15 protein-coding genes are annotated in these 18008 nt (G+C 63.3%); 11 read left to right on the forward strand and 4 right to left on the reverse strand.

Features of this window, described 5'->3' with window-relative positions; translation table 11 throughout:
* Nucleotides 1-152 precede the first annotated feature (152 nt).
* From JM946_RS20965 to JM946_RS20990, 6 genes are all read left to right on the forward strand, one after another.
* On the forward strand, nucleotides 153-1196 hold the full coding sequence (locus tag JM946_RS20965) for a Leu/Phe/Val dehydrogenase (protein WP_203169328.1): 1044 nt from the start codon (nucleotides 153-155) through the stop codon (nucleotides 1194-1196).
* On the forward strand, nucleotides 1193-2440 hold the full coding sequence (locus tag JM946_RS20970; protein WP_230979897.1) for a thiamine pyrophosphate-dependent enzyme: 1248 nt from the start codon (nucleotides 1193-1195) through the stop codon (nucleotides 2438-2440). Before JM946_RS20965 ends, JM946_RS20970 begins: the two co-directional genes overlap by 4 nt.
* Nucleotides 2437-3453, forward strand: a complete 1017-nt coding sequence (locus JM946_RS20975; RefSeq protein ID WP_203169329.1) for an alpha-ketoacid dehydrogenase subunit beta — start codon at nucleotides 2437-2439, stop codon at nucleotides 3451-3453. Before JM946_RS20970 ends, JM946_RS20975 begins: the two co-directional genes overlap by 4 nt.
* A complete protein-coding gene (locus JM946_RS20980) occupies nucleotides 3450-4763 on the forward strand; it encodes a dihydrolipoamide acetyltransferase family protein (protein WP_203169330.1) in 1314 nt (437 codons plus the stop codon). Before JM946_RS20975 ends, JM946_RS20980 begins: the two co-directional genes overlap by 4 nt.
* Nucleotides 4764-5063: 300 nt before the next feature.
* Nucleotides 5064-6779: a putative bifunctional diguanylate cyclase/phosphodiesterase gene (locus JM946_RS20985; protein ID WP_203169331.1), complete on the forward strand. Its 1716-nt coding sequence runs from the start codon at nucleotides 5064-5066 to the stop codon at nucleotides 6777-6779.
* 47 nt (nucleotides 6780-6826) lie between these two features.
* Nucleotides 6827-7432 carry a GNAT family N-acetyltransferase gene (locus JM946_RS20990; protein WP_203169332.1) on the forward strand — a complete coding sequence of 202 codons (606 nt, stop codon included), beginning with the start codon at nucleotides 6827-6829 and terminating at the stop codon, nucleotides 7430-7432.
* On the opposite strand, the gene JM946_RS20995 is transcribed toward JM946_RS20990, so the two are convergent.
* Nucleotides 7419-7940, reverse strand: a complete 522-nt coding sequence (locus JM946_RS20995) for a gamma carbonic anhydrase family protein (protein ID WP_203169333.1) — start codon at nucleotides 7938-7940, stop codon at nucleotides 7419-7421. The two genes, JM946_RS20990 and JM946_RS20995, sit on opposite strands and share 14 nt — an antisense overlap.
* A 113-nt stretch (nucleotides 7941-8053) precedes the next feature.
* On the opposite strand from JM946_RS20995, the gene JM946_RS21000 reads away from it, so the two are divergent.
* Nucleotides 8054-9439: a PQQ-dependent sugar dehydrogenase gene (locus JM946_RS21000; protein WP_203169334.1), complete on the forward strand. Its 1386-nt coding sequence runs from the start codon at nucleotides 8054-8056 to the stop codon at nucleotides 9437-9439.
* On the opposite strand, the gene JM946_RS21005 is transcribed toward JM946_RS21000, so the two are convergent.
* The gene (locus JM946_RS21005) at nucleotides 9372-10727 is read right to left on the reverse strand and encodes an MATE family efflux transporter (protein WP_203169335.1); all 1356 of its coding nucleotides are present in this window, start codon (nucleotides 10725-10727) and stop codon (nucleotides 9372-9374) included. The genes JM946_RS21000 and JM946_RS21005 overlap by 68 nt on opposite strands.
* Nucleotides 10728-10885: 158 nt before the next feature.
* Between JM946_RS21005 and trxC the strand changes: the two genes are divergently transcribed.
* Entirely contained in the window at nucleotides 10886-11341 is a 456-nt protein-coding gene (trxC, locus tag JM946_RS21010) for a thioredoxin TrxC (protein ID WP_203169336.1), read from the forward strand.
* 21 nt (nucleotides 11342-11362) lie between these two features.
* Here the strand turns inward: trxC and JM946_RS21015 are convergent, their stop codons facing one another.
* Nucleotides 11363-12310 carry an aldo/keto reductase gene (locus JM946_RS21015; protein WP_203169337.1) on the reverse strand — a complete coding sequence of 316 codons (948 nt, stop codon included), beginning with the start codon at nucleotides 12308-12310 and terminating at the stop codon, nucleotides 11363-11365.
* Nucleotides 12311-12568: 258 nt separating this feature from the next.
* Here JM946_RS21015 and JM946_RS21020 point away from each other — a divergent pair, with 258 nt between their 5' ends.
* Nucleotides 12569-12796, forward strand: a complete 228-nt coding sequence (locus tag JM946_RS21020) for a hypothetical protein (protein ID WP_203169338.1) — start codon at nucleotides 12569-12571, stop codon at nucleotides 12794-12796.
* Nucleotides 12797-12914: 118 nt separating this feature from the next.
* Nucleotides 12915-14228 (forward strand): serine hydrolase domain-containing protein, encoded by a 1314-nt coding sequence (locus tag JM946_RS21025; protein ID WP_203169339.1) that lies wholly within the window; start codon nucleotides 12915-12917, stop codon nucleotides 14226-14228.
* 10 nt (nucleotides 14229-14238) lie between these two features.
* Here JM946_RS21025 and JM946_RS21030 read toward each other — a convergent pair whose 3' ends face one another.
* On the reverse strand, nucleotides 14239-15294 hold the full coding sequence (locus JM946_RS21030; protein ID WP_203169340.1) for an NAD-dependent epimerase/dehydratase family protein: 1056 nt from the start codon (nucleotides 15292-15294) through the stop codon (nucleotides 14239-14241).
* Nucleotides 15295-15494: 200 nt separating this feature from the next.
* Between JM946_RS21030 and JM946_RS21035 the strand changes: the two genes are divergently transcribed.
* On the forward strand, nucleotides 15495-18008 hold the full coding sequence (locus tag JM946_RS21035; RefSeq protein ID WP_203169341.1) for a TonB-dependent receptor plug domain-containing protein: 2514 nt from the start codon (nucleotides 15495-15497) through the stop codon (nucleotides 18006-18008).

Genomic DNA, 18008 nt, shown 5'->3' on the forward strand with positions numbered 1-18008 from the left:
ATTACTGTTCCAGGACGCTCGTTTAGCAGACTATGCTGCTGCAGACTCGATATTGTAGCGCAATATGCTCCGCAACAGGCGGAGCGAACCCGACAGCCCCGACGACAATTCCAGCTACAAGATCAGCCCCAGTTTCAATCAAGTTCCCGACCATGTTCGACCATCCTTCGTTCGATCAGCACGAGCGCGTGGTCTATGCGCACGATGCTGCCACCGGTTTACGCGCCATCGTCGCCATCCACTCCACCGCTCGTGGACCCGGCGCCGGCGGCTGCCGCTTCTGGCAATACAACTCGACGCACGATGCGCTCGCCGATGCGCTCCGATTGTCGCGCGGCATGAGCTACAAGAACGCCATGGCCGGGCTGCCGCTGGGCGGGGGCAAGGCGGTGGTGATGATCGACGCGCGTTCACCGAAGACTCCGGCGATGCTGGAAGCCTTCGGTCGCTTCGTCGATTCGCTGCAGGGCCAGTACATCACGGCCGAAGACGTGGGCGCTTCAGTGGCCGACATGGAAATCGTGGCCACCCGCACGCGTTACGTCAGCGGACTGCCGCGGACCGCGGTCAGCTCCGACGGCAATCCCAGCCCGAAGACAGCCCTCGGCGTCTACCTCGGCATCAAGGCGGCAGTGAAGTACAAGTTGAACAAGAACGAGCTGCGCGGCCTGACCGTGGCCGTGCAAGGTTTGGGCGGCGTCGGCTTCGAGCTGTGCAAGCTGCTCGCCGCCGATGGCGTCAGATTGCGCGTCGCCGACGTGCGCGAGGCCGTGACGCAAAAAGCGTCACATCAATTCGACGCCGCTGTCTCCGCGCCCGACCAGATTCTTTTCGAGCGCGCCGATGTGGTCGCGCCCTGCGCGCTGGGCGCCATCTTCGACGCCAACACCATCCCGAAATTGCAAACCTCGATCATCGCCGGCGCTGCGAACAATCAGCTCGCGACGGCTGAAGATGGCGCGAGGCTGCATGCGGCCGGCGTACTGTACGCGCCCGACTATGTGATCAATGCCGGTGGCATCATCAGCGTCGGTCGCGAATATCTGGGCGGGGCGACGGCCGAGTCCATCACTGCCGAGATTCATCGCATTCCAGTGCGACTCACCGAGATTTTTGAGCGTTCCAGCGCGACCCACCGTCCGACCAGCGAGCTGGCCGACGAGATGGCTCGCCAGCTGATTGCGGAGGCCCGATGATGCGATCGCGTTTGCATGTTCCGAGACCACCGGCGCGGCCCGGCGAGAAACCGGATTTCAGTTACGTTGCGCTGTCCCCCGCCGGCGCAGCCGCGCGGCCCGACCCGAACGCGCCACTGAACGACACCGAGTTCCTGTCACGCGAGCTGGTGCGCGTGCTCGATGACGACCATCGTGCGGTCGGCCCGTGGGATCCGCATCTGGCGGCGCCCGATCTGGAGCTCGGCCTGCGTCACATGATGCTGACGCGTGTGTTCGATGACCGCATGCACCGCGCTCAGCGCCAGGGCAAGATCACTTTCTACATCAAGTCGACCGGCGAGGAAGCGGTATCGGTGGCGGCGAACATGGCGATGCGGCCGAGCGACATGCTGTTTCCGTCGTATCGCAATCAGGGCCTGCAGATCGCGCGTGGCCGCAACATCGTCGATCTCATGTGCCAGCTGCTGTCGAACACGCGCGACATGTGCAAAGGCCGGCAGCTGCCGGTGATGTATCACTCGGTCGAGGGCAACCTGTTTTCGATCTCCGGCAATCTCGCCACGCAGTTTCCGCAAGCGGTGGGCTGGGCGATGGCGTCGGCCATCAAAGGCGAAGATCACATCGCAGCGTCGTGGCTCGGCGATGGCAGCACCGCTGAAGCGGACTTCCATTACGCACTGCTGTTCGCGCAGATCTACAAAGCGCCCGTGATTCTCAACGTCGTCAACAATCAGTGGGCGATCTCGACCTTCCAAACGTTCGCCGGCGGCGAAGGCCGCTCGTTCGCCTCGCGCGGCCCGGGCTATGGCATGCCGGGCATTCGCGTCGACGGCAACGATTTCCTCGCGGTCTACGCCGTCACTCAATGGGCTGCCGAGCGTGCGCGCATGGGCGCAGGCCCGACGCTGATCGAGCATGTGACGTATCGCGCCGCGCCGCATTCGACCAGCGACGATCCGTCGCGCTATCGGCCCAAGGACGATTACGAACATTGGCCGCTGGGCGATCCCATCGAGCGCTTGAAGTCGCATCTGATCGCGCTGGGCGAATGGTCGGATGAGCATGAGAAGACCCTGGTGAAACAATGCGAGGAGCAGGTCAACCAGGCGTGGCGCGAGGCAGTGACTCACGGCACGCTTACCGACGGCCCGCAGCTCGATCCGGAAATCATGTTCCAGGACGTCTTCAAAGAACAAACGCCGAGCCTCGCGCGGCAGCGCATGCAGCTGGCTCAAGAATTGAAGGAGCGAGCGCAGAAATGACTCAGATGAATATGATCCAGGCGCTGAACTCCGCCATGGATGTCATGATGGCGCGCGATCCCGGCGTCGTCTTGATGGGCGAAGACGTGGGCTACTTCGGTGGCGTGTTCCGTGCGACCGAAGGTCTGCAGCGCAAGTATGGCGAGCATCGCGTGCTCGACTCGCCGATCGCAGAAGGCGGCATCGTCGCCACGGCCATCGGCATGAGCTTGAACGGTTTGCGGCCGGTCGCCGAAATCCAGTTCGCCGATTACATCTATCCGGCGTATGACCAGATCGTGAGCGAGCTCGCCCGCATTCGCTATCGCAGCGGCGGCGACTTTTGTGCGCCGGTGACGATCCGCACGCCGTGCGGCGGCGGCATTCGCGGCGGTCAAACGCACTCGCAAAGCCCGGAAGCGATCTTCGCGCACGTGTCGGGATTGAAGGTGGTGATGCCTTCCAATCCGTACGACGCCAAGGGGCTGCTGATTGCGGCGATCGAGGAAGACGATCCTGTGATCTTCCTCGAGCCCAAGCGGCTTTATAACGGCCCGTTCGATGGCGATCCGAACAAGCCGGCGGTGGCGTGGAGCTCGCATCCGCGCGGCGATGTGCCCGAAGGGCACTATCGCGTCGATCTCGGCGTGGCCGAGATCGTGCGGCCGGGCACTCAACTCACCATCATCACTTACGGAACGATGGTGCACGTCTGCATGGCGGCGGCGGAAAAGGCCGGCGTCGATGCGGAGGTGATCGATCTGCGCTCGTTCGTGCCGCTGGACATCGAGACCATCGTCAGCTCGGTGAAAAAGACCGGTCGCTGCATCGTCGCGCACGAGGCCACGCGCTTCGGCGGTTTCGGCGGCGAGATTCTCTCGACCGTTCAGGAAGAATGTTTCTGGCACCTGGAGGCGCCGATCCTGCGCGTGGCCGGTTGGGATACGCCCTATCCGCACGCATTCGAGTGGGAATACTTTCCTGGCCAGGCGCGCGTCATCGCCGCCATCAAAGCCACGATGGAGGCGTCATGAGCCGTCATGTAGTCAAGCTGCCGGATCTCGGCGAAGGCACGGTGTCTTCGGAGATCGTGGCGTGGAAGGTCAAGGTCGGCGATCAGATCGCCGAAGACGAGCCGATGGTGGAGATGTCCACCGACAAGGCGGTGGTCGAGATGCCCGCGCCGGTGAGCGGCCGCGTGGTTTCGCTCGGCGGCGAGCCCGGCGATCAAATCGCCGTGGGTGCGGAATTGATCGTGCTCGAGACGGACGCGAGCGGTGCGGCCGCCTCAGGCGCGCCGGCAGCACAGAATGCCGCGGCCGCTTCTCAAGCTTCATCTCAGAAGCCAGCGACGGAGAGCACGCCCTCTGCTCAGAAGCCGGCGTCGCAGGGCACGCCCGCGAAGACTGCTAGCAACGGCAACGGCGCTGCGCAGCCTGCGAACAAGCCGACCGGTCGGGTCATGGCGTCACCGGCGACGCGTGCTCGCGCCAAGCAGTCGGGCATCGACCTCACCACGATCGCTGGGTCTGGCCGCGACGGCCGCATCCAGCGCCAGGATCTGGAAGCTGCGATCCAGGAACGTCAGGTGGGTCGCGCGCCTGCGCCGCAGCCCTCGTCCGGCGGTCGACCGGAAGCGCGCACCGGCACCGAAGAGATCCGCATCCTGGGCGTACGTCGCGTGAGTGCTCAGCGCGTCGCCGACTCCAAGCGCAACATCCCGCACTTCGCTTATGTCGAGGAAGTGGACCTGACGGAGCTGGAGCGGCTGCGCAAACATTTGAATTCGCAACTGCCCAAGGGCTCGCCTTCGTACACCTATCTGCCGTTCCTGGCGATGGCGCTGGTACGGGTGGTCGAGCAGTTCCCGAAGATCAACTCCCGCTACGACGCCGAGCGCAATGTGCTGGTCCGTTACGACGGCATTCACGTCGGCGTCGCCACTCAGACCAACGATGGACTGAAGGTGCCGGTAGTGCGGCACGCCGAGTCGCTGTCTCTGAAGGAGATCGCGGCCGAGATTCGTCGCGTCTCCTCCGCTGCGCGCGATGGCACGGCCAGTCGCAACGAACTGCAGGGCTCGACCATCACGATCACCAGCCTCGGCAAGCTCGGCGGCATCGTGTCCACGCCCATCATCAACGCCCCGGAAGTCGCCATCATCGGTATCAACAAGGCCGTGGAACGGCCGGTCATCGTCAACGGCGAAGTGGCGGTGCGCTTGATGATGAACGTGTCCTCGTCGTTCGATCATCGCTTCATCGATGGCTACGACGCCGCCGAGGCCATCCAGGCCCTGAAAGAAAAGCTCGAGCAGCCCGCGACCATTTTCATTCGCGAGTGATCTTCGGCCGCCGGATCGGGGCTCCTGCCCCGCCCGGCGCGGCGAGTTGGCAAAAGGCGTGACTTTTGCCTCTCGCCCGCCGCCGATGGCGGCGGGTACACCCTGTACCTGGGGCGGCAGGCTTCGACCACAGACGCACATGCCGCGTGATGCAATTCACATTCCGCGCCGGCGGCGTTGCATCGCACGACGCAATTCCTTGCCAATCCGTGAGTTGTTTGCGAACGGCTTCCTACCGCGCGAGCTGCGAGCCATCTACATTTGCCGCCCGGAGCCCGGCCAACAAGGGCGAGCAAGACTATGGATCTGGCAAGCAGCACGATTCGACAGTTCCTCATCGAAGCACAGCGCCGCGTGAGCTGCCACGCTGCGGCTTTCATCGCCCCCTCGCGCGATCAGTTCGATTTCCATTGTGACGCGCCCGACGCCAAGGAGATCGAAGAGATGCTCCGGGGCATCGGCGACACCTTCATGGCGCAGGCTCGCTTGCATGCGAGCAACGACGCGTGCAGTCCGCTGATCCGAAACAAGGTGCGCTATGAGAATGGCGGCCCGTTGATCGGCCGCTTCCTGGTCGCGCCCATCCCGGACGCATCCGGCGACTTCTCCAGCATCGTGATCCTGTTCCGCTTGATGACGTCGGGCGGCTTCAACGAGGAACATCTGCGCCAGGCGGCGCAGCTGGCTCGACAGCTTGCCGCGATGTCGTCGCTGCCGGCCGATCCGGTCACCGGACTGATGGCGCGCGAGAGCATGGAGAAGCTGGTCAGCTGGCGATTGCAATCGCTCGGCGACGGCTGCGAATCCAGCGTGCTTTACGGCGACATCGATCAGCTGCGCCTGGTGAACGATCTGCTCGGCTTTGAAGTCGGAGATCGCGCCATCGCCACCGTCGCGCACGCGCTCGCCGCGGGACTCGCCAATGAAGACGCTGTGCTCAGCCGCATCTCCGGCGATCGCTTCACCGTGTTCTTGCCCGATTGCACTCTGCAGCGTGCACAGAACATCGCGGCTCGTCTGCGCGAGGCCGTGCAGGCGCGTCCGTTCGCCATCGGCGATGAAAGCATCCCCTTGTCGATTTGTTTCGGCGCCGCGGTGCTCGGCAACGGCGGGCGCAGCTTCGAGCATTCGCTGGCGGGCGCAGAAGTGGCCTGCAAAGCCGCCAAGGATCGCGGCCGCAATCGCGTCGAGATCTATCACGTGTCGGATACCAGCATCATCCGCCGCCGCGACGACTTCTCCATCGTGGGAAGACTGCGCAGCGCCTTCGAGGAAGGCCGGTATCAAATCATGGGCCAGCCGATCGCCTCGCTGCTGACGCCCGACTCCGTGCATCGCTACGAGATGCTGCTGCGGATCATCGACGAGAAAGGCCGGTTGGTATTGCCAGCGCACTTCATGTCGTCCGCCACGCGCTACCAACTGCTGCCGCAGATCGATCGCCGCGTGATCTCCGACGTGCTCAATCACCTGCGCGCCGCCCCGACGCGGCCCGGTGTCAAACCGCTGCACGTCTCCATCAATCTCTCCGGCCCCACCATCGCTGACGACACTTTCCTCGACTGGCTGCAGGCTCAGCTCGACGAAACCGGCGTGGGCGGCGACCGACTGACATTCGATCTCACCGAGACCGTCGCCGTCGGCAACATGGCGCAAACCCAATTGCTGATGAGCAAGCTCGGCGCCCGCGGCTGCCGCTTCGCGCTCGATGATTTCGGCACCGGCTTGAGCTCGCTCACGCACCTGAAGGACCTGCCGTTCTCGTCGTTGAAGATCGACGGCTCCTTCATCCGCGACATCCGCCACAACGAGCGCTCGCAATCCCTGGTGCGCGCGGTCGCGCAACTTGCGAGCGCCATGGGCATGGAAACCATCGCCGAGTACGTGGAGACGCCGGAAATCTGCATGCGCCTGATCGAGCTGCAGGTGGAATTCGGCCAGGGCTACGCCATCGGCAAGCCCCGGCCCATCAACGGCATCCTCGCCCCGGCCGCCAACCTGCTGCACGCAAGCTGACGAGCTTGCGTTAAGCTAGCAGCGTGTTCTCTGCTGGCTGCTTGCCCATGCCCTGGCCTGAACCTGTCACTCTGCGCGGCGCGCATGTCACATTGGAACCGCTGACCCAGGCGCGTCACGACGAATTCGTCGAGGCGGTGCGCGACGGGGAATTGTGGAACCTGTGGTACACGTTCATTCCCACGCCGGACAAGATGCAGGCCGAGATCGACAAGCGCCTGGCCCAGCAGAAGCAGGGCACGATGCTGCCGTTCGCGGTCATCGAGCCCGGCAGCGGCAAAGCGGTCGGCATGACGACCTATATGAACGTCGATGCCGAGCAGCGTCGCGTGGAGATCGGCTCGACCTGGTATCGGAAGAGCGTCCAGCGCACGGCGCTCAACACCGAATGCAAGCTGCTGCTGCTCTCGCATGCGTTCGAGCAGCTCGGCTGCATCGCAGTCGAGTTCCGCACGCACTATTTGAATCAGCAGAGCCGGCGCGCCATCGAGCGCCTGGGCGCCAGGCTCGACGGCATTCTCCGCAATCACCGCCGCTCCAGCGACGGCACGCTGCGCGACACCTGCGTTTACAGCATCATCGAAAGCGAATGGCCGGCCGTGCGCTCACACCTGCGCCATCAGCTCGCGACGCGCGCGGCTACATCTCTTTGAGATTGGCGAGGAACTGCGCGCGTCGATCGACGTAACTTTCGGCCGATTTCAGCAGGTTCGCCGCATCCTCATCCGACAACGTGCGCACCACGCGAGCAGGGGCGCCGAGAATCAACGAGCGATCCGGGAACACCTTGCGCTCGGTGACGATGGCGCCGGCGCCGACCAGGCAGCCCTTGCCAATCACCGCGCCGTTGAGCACCACGGCCTGAATGCCGATCAATGAGCCGTCGCCGATGGTGCATCCGTGCAGCATGGCCTGATGGCCGATCGTGACATTCTCGCCCACCGTCAACGCCAGCCCTGGATCTGTGTGCAGCACCGCGCCTTCCTGCACGTTGGAGTTTTTGCCCAGGGTGATGATGTCGTTGTCGCCGCGAATGGTGGCTCCGAACCACACGCTGACATTTTCTGACAGCACTACGCTGCCGATCACACTCGCGCTGGGCGCGACGAACACGCTGTCGTGCAAGGAAGGAACGCGTTCGCCGTATCGATACACAGGCATGGCAACTCCAACAAGGCGCATCAGGTGCCGGCATTCTAACCTCCGCCCGCGCCGGAACTCCCCCGCCATCTCGATCCTTCCAATGACACCTCCGTCACTCGCGGGATATCGTCATGCGCGTTCCTGCAAAAACTGCTCTCGCCTCCCCCCTCGCATTGTTGATCGCTAGCGTCGGCTGCTCGGCTGCCGACGAAGTGACCACACAGATGACCGAGGACCAGGGCTACGGTCTCAACCCGCGACTGCCCGAGCCCGACAAATCGCTGATCCCGACGGTGAAAATCGCAGAAGCGCAGCCATGGAAGGCCAATGAGACGCCGACGCCCGCGAAAGGGCTTTCGGTCGCGCGCTTTGCCTGCAATCTGGATCATCCACGCTGGTTGTACGTGCTGCCCAATGGCGATCTGCTGGTCGCGGAAACCAACGCACCGGAGCGGCCCGAGGACAAGAAAGGCATCAAGGGTTATTTCATGAGCAAGGCCATGGAAAAGGCCGGCGCGGCCACGCCCAGCGCCAATCGCATCACCCTGCTGCGCGATGCGAACGGCGACGGCCAGCCCGAAGTGCGCACCAGGTTTCTAGAGGGCTTGAATTCGCCCTTCGGCATGGCACTGGTGGAGAACACCTTCTACGTCGCCAACACCGACGCGGTGGTGCGCTTCAACTATCAGGCCGGCGCCACCCAGATCAAACAAGCCGGGACCAAGCTCGTCGACCTGCCCGGCGGCCCACTCAATCACCACTGGACCAAGAATCTGATCGCGAGCCGCAACGGCGACAAGCTGTATGCGACCGTCGGCTCGAACAGCAACGTCGCCGAGAACGGCATCGAGGCCGAGGAGAAGCGGGCGGCGATACTGGAGATCGATATCGCCTCGGGCGCGACGCGCGTGTTCGCATCCGGCCTGCGCAATCCCAACGGCATGGATTGGCAACCTCAGAGCGGCGTGCTGTGGACGGTGGTGAACGAGCGCGACGAGATCGGCCACAACCTGGTGCCCGACTATCTCACGTCGGTGCAGGAAGGTGGCTTCTATGGCTGGCCGTACAGCTACTATGGCCAACACGTCGACGAGCGCGTCGAGCCGCAACGCCCTGACCTGGTCGCCAAGGCCATCGTGCCCGACTACGCGCTGGGCTCACATACTGCGTCGTTGGGCCTGGCGTTCTACGACGGCGAGATGCTGCCCGACAAATATCGCAACGGCGCATTCATCGGGATGCACGGCTCGTGGAACCGCGAGCCCCGCAGCGGCTACAAGGTCGTGTTTGTTTCTTTCGCCAACGGCCGGCCCATCGGCTTGCCCGAAGACGTGCTCACCGGCTTTCTGAGCCCCGAAGGCGAAGCCCGCGGCCGCCCAGTGGGAGTTGCGGTCGGGCGCGATGGCGCGTTGCTCGTGGCGGACGATGTCGGCAACTGCGTGTGGCGCGTTACGCCGGCTGCGTCGCGGGTGAGCCAAGCTGCAGACGCATCTGCTTCCGAAGCAACGTCACGCTGATCACGGCCTGGACCGCACTGGCGGCAATGGACAGGTACCACACCTGTTCCAACTGGTAGCCCGGCCGCGACGTGAGCCATACCAGCGGCAAGGCATACACCACCAGTCGTGTCACCGAACTGACCAGCGCCGGCACCGTGTTGCCTAGCGCCTGAAACAAACCGGAGCAGGTGAAGATCAGCCCGCTCATCACGAAGTTCCACGAGATCAGGTGCAGAAACAAGGCGCCGACCCGGATCACCTCGGGCTCCTCGGTGAAGAACGCGACCAGGACTTCCGGCTGCCACTGGCACAGCACCATCACCACCAGCATCACGCCGACGCATTGAGTGGCTGCAACCCGGAATGTTTCGCGAACGCGCGCCATCTGCTTGGCGCCGAAGTTCTGACCTGCCACCGGCGCGACCACGAATGCGATGGCCATGGCGGGCAGGAAGATGCCTTGCATGATGCGGGATCCGATGCCGAAGCCCGCCTGCGCGGCCGCGCCGAAATCGCGAATCGCCCAGTAGGTGATGGCCGTGTAAAAGAACATCAGCGCGAACTCGCCACCCGCCGGCAGGCCGATGGTCAGCATGCGCTTCCACACGGCGACGCGGGGCTGCCACTGCTCGGGATGAAACGAAACATATTTTTCCAGGCGCGCGAAATAAATCGTCAGCACCACCACGCCGATGGCGATCGCGATACTGCTCGCCAGCCCTGCGCCGGCGACGCCCATGGCGTAACCGGTGCCCCACCCTGCGATCAGGATCGGCGCAAGCGCAGTGTTGAGCAACACGGTGAGCGCCTGGACGACCATGGTGGGCTTGACGATGCCCGTGCCGCGCAAGGCAGAGGACATGGCGACCAAGGCGAACTGCAACGCCATGCCCGGCAGGAACCAGTACAGATAATCGCGACCATGCGCGATCGTTTCCTCGTCGGCAGCAACCGAGCTCAGATAAACATCCGTGATCAGATAACCCGCGAGCAGCACGAGCAGCCCACCCAGCGCCGCGATCAACAGCGACTGGTTGAAAATCAGATTGGCGTCCTGCTGATCCTTGCGCCCCACCGCGTGGGAAATCAGCGCCATGGTGCCGACGCCCAACACCTGGGTCAGCGCCATGACGATGAACATGACATTGCCCGCCGCGCTGACGCCGGCCACCGCGGCATCGCCCAGGGCGGCCACGAAGTACAGATCGACGAAGTAGTACAGGGTCTGGAACAACATGCCCGCCGCCGTGGGCACTGCGAGCGAGATCAGGTGCCCGGCGATGGAACCTTGAGTGAGATCTTTCATGCGCGACGGATGAGCGGGACTTTCCTTACGAGCGACGGCCGAAGGGAGTGGGCAGACCCGCTATTGTGCTCGAAATCGCGCCGGCCGCGTGGGCTTGTATGCGATTTCCATCGACCCCATGACGGGGTCTTATCACTGACGCCAGGAAGCCGCGTTTCATGAGCTCATCGACCGCCGCCGCCAACGGCCTGCATCTGGTCTGCGGACATTGCAATTCCGTGGTACGGATTCCCGCGGACCGCCTGGACCAGGGGCCCAAGTGTCCGAAATGTCATCACGCATTGTTCGAAGGGCATCCGATCGAGCTGACCACGGCGGCATTCGATAAACACCTCACCCGCGGCGATCTGCCACTGATCGTAGATTTCTGGGCGCCCTGGTGTGGCCCCTGCCGAATGATGGCTCCGCATTTCGAGGAGGCCACGCGGCGACTGCAGACCAAGGCGCGTTTCGCCAAAGTGAATTCCGACGATGAGCCGTCGCTGTCGGCGCGCTTCGGGATACGGGGCATCCCGACCCTGATCGCATTCAAACAAGGACAAGAGATTGCCCGCCAATCGGGAGCGATGGACCTGCGAGGGCTGCTCCAATGGCTGCAGCCCCATCTGCAGTAATTTCCTGATGCGCGGCGTCGGTCAGAGGCTCGCCCACAACGCCTCGATGCGCTTGCGACCGGCGGCATCCGGCAGGCGGCCGCGGCCGGCCAGCTGATTGTCTTTCAAGTGCGTGATCTTGGTGGTTCCTGGAATCACCGCCGTCACCGCCGGGTGCGAGATGTTGTATTTCAAAAAGAGCTGCGCCCAGCTGGTCACATCGTAGTCGGCCGCCCAGGCCGGCAGCGGCTTGTCCTTCACCTTCGACAGCACATTGCCGCGCCGGCCGCCGAGCGGCACATTGACCAGCACCGCCATGCCCTTCTGTTGCGCGAGCGGCAAAATCTTCTCCTCGGCGCCGCGGTTGTCGATGGAATAATCGACCTGGATGAAATCGAGCTCGAGGCTGTTCATCGCCTCCAGCATCTGCGGATACTGATCGTCGGTGGACGTAGTGATGCCGACGTAACGCACCTTCTTGGCCTGCTTCCATTGCAGCAGTTTCGGGAACAGCGTGTCGATGGCGTTGAAGTTATGAATCTGCAACAGATCGAGGCGGTCGGTCTGCAGACGCTGCAACGCCAGCTCGAGCTCGCCGTCGCCCGACGCGGGCGCGCCGCGAATCGGGGTCTTGGTCGCGAGGAAAATCTGATCGCGATTGCCCAGCTCCTTGAGCAGCTTGCCAATGACCACTTCGGACTCGCCGTAGCTGCGCGCGGTGTCGATCACTTTGGCGCCGAGCTTGGGAAAGCCCTGCAGGACCTCGCGCCGCGCAGCGATGTCTTCATCGGAAGTGACGCTGTACTGATTGGTGCCGAGGCCGACCACCGGCAACTTCTCGCCCGTGGACGGGATCGCTCTGGTGATGAGGGCGGAGCCGCCCGACTTCGCAGGCGTGTCCGCGGCTTCGACCATGCCGCCCATTGCAAGACCAACGCCCGCGGCAACGCCGCTCTTGAGCACCGTCCGACGCGTGATCACTGAACTCACACCGACCTCCACTCGATCCCCACGGAATCTCGATTCACTACCTATACGGCAGCCGGTTGACGTCTGGCTGACCGGAAGCTGACCGCATGCTGACGCGCGAGCATTAGCTGAACGCCCGCACGGGACCGCGTTTATGACGGTCACGCGCGAGCACTGTCAATAACAGCCCAATCAAATCGACTGCATCCGACGACAGGCACATTGCCGAATATCGTCGCTAAGGAGCAGTCGCTCTCCCACCGACAGGATTCATTGCAGATGCCCAAAGACAGGCGATCGACGAGAGCAGCGGCGGCATGGTCGGCGGTCGCGGTGACGACCACCTTGCTGGCCGTGGCGCTGATCGACGCTCCGAATCCCAGTGCCGCCACCGGCAATCTCGTCAGCACGGCGATGCAGCCCAGGCTGTCTTATGCCCCGAGCACGGCGCCTCGCGCGCTGGTGAATCCGGGATCGATCTCGAACTCGAACTCCGGTCGTCACTGACCCAACTTGCTTTCCCGGAAGCCATCGTCGCGGGGCTCGCGGCGGTGGCTCTTTTTTTGCGCATGGTCAGTAGAATCCCGGGTCCGTTCATCTTCGGGACGCCACAAAAGGACTCTCAATGCGCACGCCCCCACTGACGACCAGGTTGCTGAGCGCCACCTTGCTGGCCCTGCTCAGCACTGCAAGCCTCGCCGATAGACCGCAGCAGCCCGAAAGCTGGACTGCCTCGAACGGCGCCGGCGCGCAAATCTCCGCCGCCACCAGCATTTCCAAAGAGCGACTGGCCCGCATCGACGCGCTGATGAAGCAGTATGTCGACGACAACCTGATCGCAGGCGCCGTCGCTTTGATCCTGCAGAACGGCCAGCCCGTGTACGAGCACGCCGAAGGCTGGGCTGACAAGGAAGCCGGCACGCGCATGACCACGGACACCATCTTTCGGATCGCCTCGCAGACCAAGGCGCTCACCAGCGCGGCCGTCCTGCAGTTGCAGGAGCAAGGCAAGCTGGTGGTCACCGATCCGGTGAGCAAGTACATCCCCGAGTTCGCCAAGACCACGGTGTACGACAAGGACAAAGGCGCAGCCGTGCCTGCCACGCGCGCCATCACGTTGCGCGACTTGCTGACACATTCGGCCGGCATCTCCTACGGCACGCAACCCGAGATCGCATCGCTGTATGCGGAAAAAAATCTCGGCCCCAAGGCCGGCATGGGCTGGTACACCGCCGATAAAAACGAAGCGACCTGCACGACCATGGCGCGACTCGCATCGTTGCCGTTCGTCGCGCAACCCGGCGCCGAATTCGTGTATGGCTATAACACCGATATCCTCGGCTGCGTGGTCGAGCGTGCCTCGGGCATGCCGTTGGATGAATATTTCCGTACTCACATCACACAGCCGCTGGGCATGCGAGACACGCACTTCTTCCTGCCCAAAGAACAGCGGCGCCGGCTCGCAGCTGTTTACTACACAGGCGCGAACGGCAAGATCGCACGCGCCGCTGACGACGCGAAAGGCCAGGGTGACTATGTGGATGGCCCACGCAAGAACTTCGCGGGCGGCGCGGGCCTGCTATCGACCGCGCGCGATTACGCACGTTTTCTTGAAGCCATTCGCAATGGCGGCGCGCTGGGCAACGCGCGCATCCTGTCACCGCGCAGTGTCGCTCTCATGACCACGGATCAAGTTGGCGATATCTACAAGCCACGAATGGGCTTTGGCTTCGGCTTCGAAGTGGTGGAAGAATTCGGCGCGGTCGGTTTGGAAGCGCCGGGCAGCTTCGGCTGGGGCGGCGCCTACGGCACCAGCTATCGCGTCGATCCCACCTCGGGTCTGGTGGTGGTGTTGATGATTCAGCTCATGCCGAATGGCACCGACTTCCGCGAGAAGTTCGCGAACCTGGTGTACCAGTCGCTGCTGCCCAGCGAATAATCGCTCGAGGCTAGTAATCGCTCGGAAAGAGCGCAATCAACGAAATCGCCACACAGGCCTGCGCCAGCGTGGCGGGGTTTCTTTCCTGCCGCAACGCGCCCAGCGTTGCGGCAAACCCCTCGGCGAGATCGACCTTGGGCTGCCAACCCAGCAGCGCCTGCGCCTGCCTGGAATCGAACGCTGCGTCGTTCAAATAAAAATCCATGCGCCGACGATAAATCGGCGGTTTGATCTTCAGCATCTTGCACGTGTCCTCGACCACCGCGGCCAGCGCCAGCATCGGCCCCAGCGGCAGACTCGGCCCGAACGCGGAGCGATTCGCGACCTGCGCGATGGTTTCTAACATTTCCCGCAGCGGCACCGCCTTCGGTCCCGCGACGATCAACTCACGATTGGCCGCCAGCGGCGCCGTGCATGCACGCAGGAAAGCATCGGCCAGATCGGTGACATAGATCATGTGGCGACGGCCCTCGCCACGACCGAACAACGGGAAGCGCCCCTTGGCCACCGAGCGAAACAGTTTCAGCAAGCGCTCGTCGCGCGGACCGTACACCGCCGTGGGTCGCAGGATGACGTATTCCATGCCGGCGTCACCGGCGATCTTCCGCACGCGTTCGTCGGCCGCAAGCTTGCTGCGCTCGTAGCTGTTCCAGGGTCGGATGGGTGTTTGCTCGTCGATTGTGCCCGGCACGCGCTGACCGTAGATGCCAGCAGTGCCACAGTGAACGAAGCGTTTGACGCCAGCGGCAACTGCGGCCTCGACCACGTGGGTGGTCCCCTGAACATTCATGCGCTCGAAGTATGCCTCGTCGGCGCCCGACTCGCGGAACGCGGCGGCGAAGTGACAAACGCAATCCACGCCAGTCATCGCGCCGGCGAATGTTTCAGGCTTCAGAATGTCACCGCGCTGTAATCGCGCGCCGCGCGCGCTCAAACGCGAAATCTCGTCGCTATGCTTCGGTCCGTTGCTGCGATACAGGCCGAGCACTTCATGCCCCTCCGCCAAGGCACGCTCGACGAAGTGCGCTCCGATGAATCCGGTAGCGCCAGTCACGAACATCCGCATATATGGCCGCCGATATTGTTAGAAACGCGTTTGCAAGATTTATACGCGACAGACCCCAATGCACGAGCGGGCCGGTTCGTTCCCTGCGCTCGAAAATATTTGTGCACACACAGGGCGCACTGCGCAAAGCAACATCGGCGTTGCTATTTGATCAGAAGCGGTTTACATCCCTTGTCAGGCCCACCGCTTGGGAGTGAGTTATGGACAACAACAACGGTTCTCACACCTTTTCCCGCGCCTCGCTGTCGGTGTTATCGGTGTTGCTTGCCAGCACCGCGCCGGCCCAGGAAGCCAATCAGCAGGGCAGCCAGAACGCCGCCGACATGGAACGGATCATCGTCACCGGCACTCGCGTCGCGAACCGCTCGGCCCTGGACACCGCGGTGCCGGTCGATGTGGTCAGCGGCGAACAGTTGGAGAACCTGGGTGTCACCGAAGTGAGTCAGGCGCTGTCGGTGACCGTGCCGTCCTTCAACTTTCCGCGGCCGGGCCTGGCCGACGGCACCGACACCGTGCGGCCGGCCACGTTGCGCGGCCTCGCTCCCGATCAGACGCTGGTGCTGGTGAATGGCAAACGTCGCCATCAGGCGGCCCTGGTCAACATCAACAACAGCATCGGCCGCGGCTCCACGGCGGTCGATTTGAACACCATCCCGAATGCCATCATTCAATCCGTGGAAGTATTACGCGACGGCGCCTCGGCGCAGTACGGCTCGGACGCCATCGCCGGCGTCATCAACCTGCGACTCAAGACCGATGCGGACGGCGGTGACGCCGGGGTCACCTACGGCTGGCGTGAAACCAGCTACGACGTGCTGGTTCGGCCGATTCCGGCGCCCAATCCCACGTGGTCCGCGCCGTCGCGACTCAGTCGTGATCTGAGCGACGGCGAAACATTGACCGTGTCGGCCTGGAAGGGCCTGCCCATTGGCTCCACCGGCTCGGTGGTGATCGCGGCCGAATACAAAGATCAGGAGCATACCGAGCGCGGCGGCTACGATACCCGCCAGCAGTATCCGCTGGTGAACGGCCAATATGATCCGCGCGAGCTCACTTTCGATCGTTTCAATTCCTGGTACGGCGAGCCGGAGATGGAGCAGAAGACGCTGTTCGTCAACGCCGAATACGAAGTGGCCAGCGGCGCGACCGTGTATGGCTGGGCGAGCTATCAGGATCGCGACGCGCTGTCGGCGGGCTTCTATCGCATCGCCAGCGACGTTCGCAACACCATCGAAATCTATCCGGACGGCTTCCTGCCGTTGATCGCGCCGGAAGTGATCGACCTGTCGGCCGCATTCGGCGCGACCTGGCGCCTGGGCGAATGGAACATGGATTCTTCGCTGAGCTACGGCCGCAACGAGATGGATTATCGGATCCGCAATACGCTGAACCGCTCGCTTGGCCCGGCCAGCAAAACGACCTTCGACTCCGGCGGCTTCGACTACGACCAGTTGACCCTGAACGTTTCCGGCGTGCGCACCGTGGATGTCGGCCTGGCCTCACCGCTCAACATCGCCATCGGCGTGGAAGCGCGTCGAGAAACATTCGGCATCGACGCAGGCGAGCCCGACTCGTATCGCAATGGCGGCGTGCGCCTGCCGGACGGCTCGCCAACACAGTCGGGCGCGCAGGTCTTCCCGGGGTTCCGTCCCGAGAACGAAGTCGACGAAGACCGCACCGCTGTCGGCGCGTACATCGACCTGGAAGCCAATCTGACGCAACAGTTGCTCGCATCGGTGGCGTTGCGTGGCGAGAGCTATTCGGACTTCGGCGAGAATCTCGCCGGCAAGCTCTCGCTGCGTTATGACTTCACCGAACAATTCGCCTTGCGCGCGTCGGTACAAAACGGCTTCAAAGCGCCGTCGTTGCAACAGCAGTACTTCTCGACCACCTCGACCAACTTCATCGGCGGCATCCCGTTCGATATCGCCACCTTTCCGGTGAACGATCCGGCCGCCATCGCTCTGGGCGCGCAGCCGCTCGACGCCGAAGAATCGTTGAACTATTCGCTGGGCGCGGTGGCCCGGATCGGCGATCTCACGCTCACCATCGACGCGTATCGGATCGACATCGACGACCGCATCGTGCTGTCGGAAAACCTCACCTCCGGCGATGTCATCAACTATCTGACCAGCCTCGGCTTCATCGGCATCGGCGGCGGCCGCTTTTTCATCAACGGCGTGGACACCGAAACCGAAGGCGTGGACGTGGTGCTGACCTACCCGCTTACCACCGACGCGCTGGGTCGCTTCGACTTCACCTTGACGGCAAACTACAACTCCACGGATGTCACCAGAGTACCGACAACGCCCCAGCTGTCGGCGCTGCCGACCCCGCCGGTGCTGTTCAACCGCTTCAACGTATTGAGCTACGAGGAAGGCACGCCGGAAGATAAATACGCGGCAGCCATCAACTGGACGCTCGGTGGCTGGGGCGCCACGCTGCGCGCGACGCGCTATGGCGAAGTGTTGTCGCCCGATCCGAATCCGGCTCTGGACGTGGTGCTGTCGCCCACTACTTTGGTCGACGTCGAAGCGCGCCTGTCAGTCACCGACCACATCAAGGTGGCGATCGGCGCCGACAATGTCACCGACGAGTATCCGGATCCGCTGCCGCCGGCGAACAATCTCACCGGCACGCAGTCGTTCTCCAACTACTCGGCGTTCGGCCGCTCCGGACGTTTTGTTTATGGGCGTCTGACGTACAGCTTCTAA

It is taken from the genome of Steroidobacter gossypii (assembly GCF_016801985.1).
GTDB lineage: Bacteria > Pseudomonadota > Gammaproteobacteria > Steroidobacterales > Steroidobacteraceae > Steroidobacter > Steroidobacter gossypii.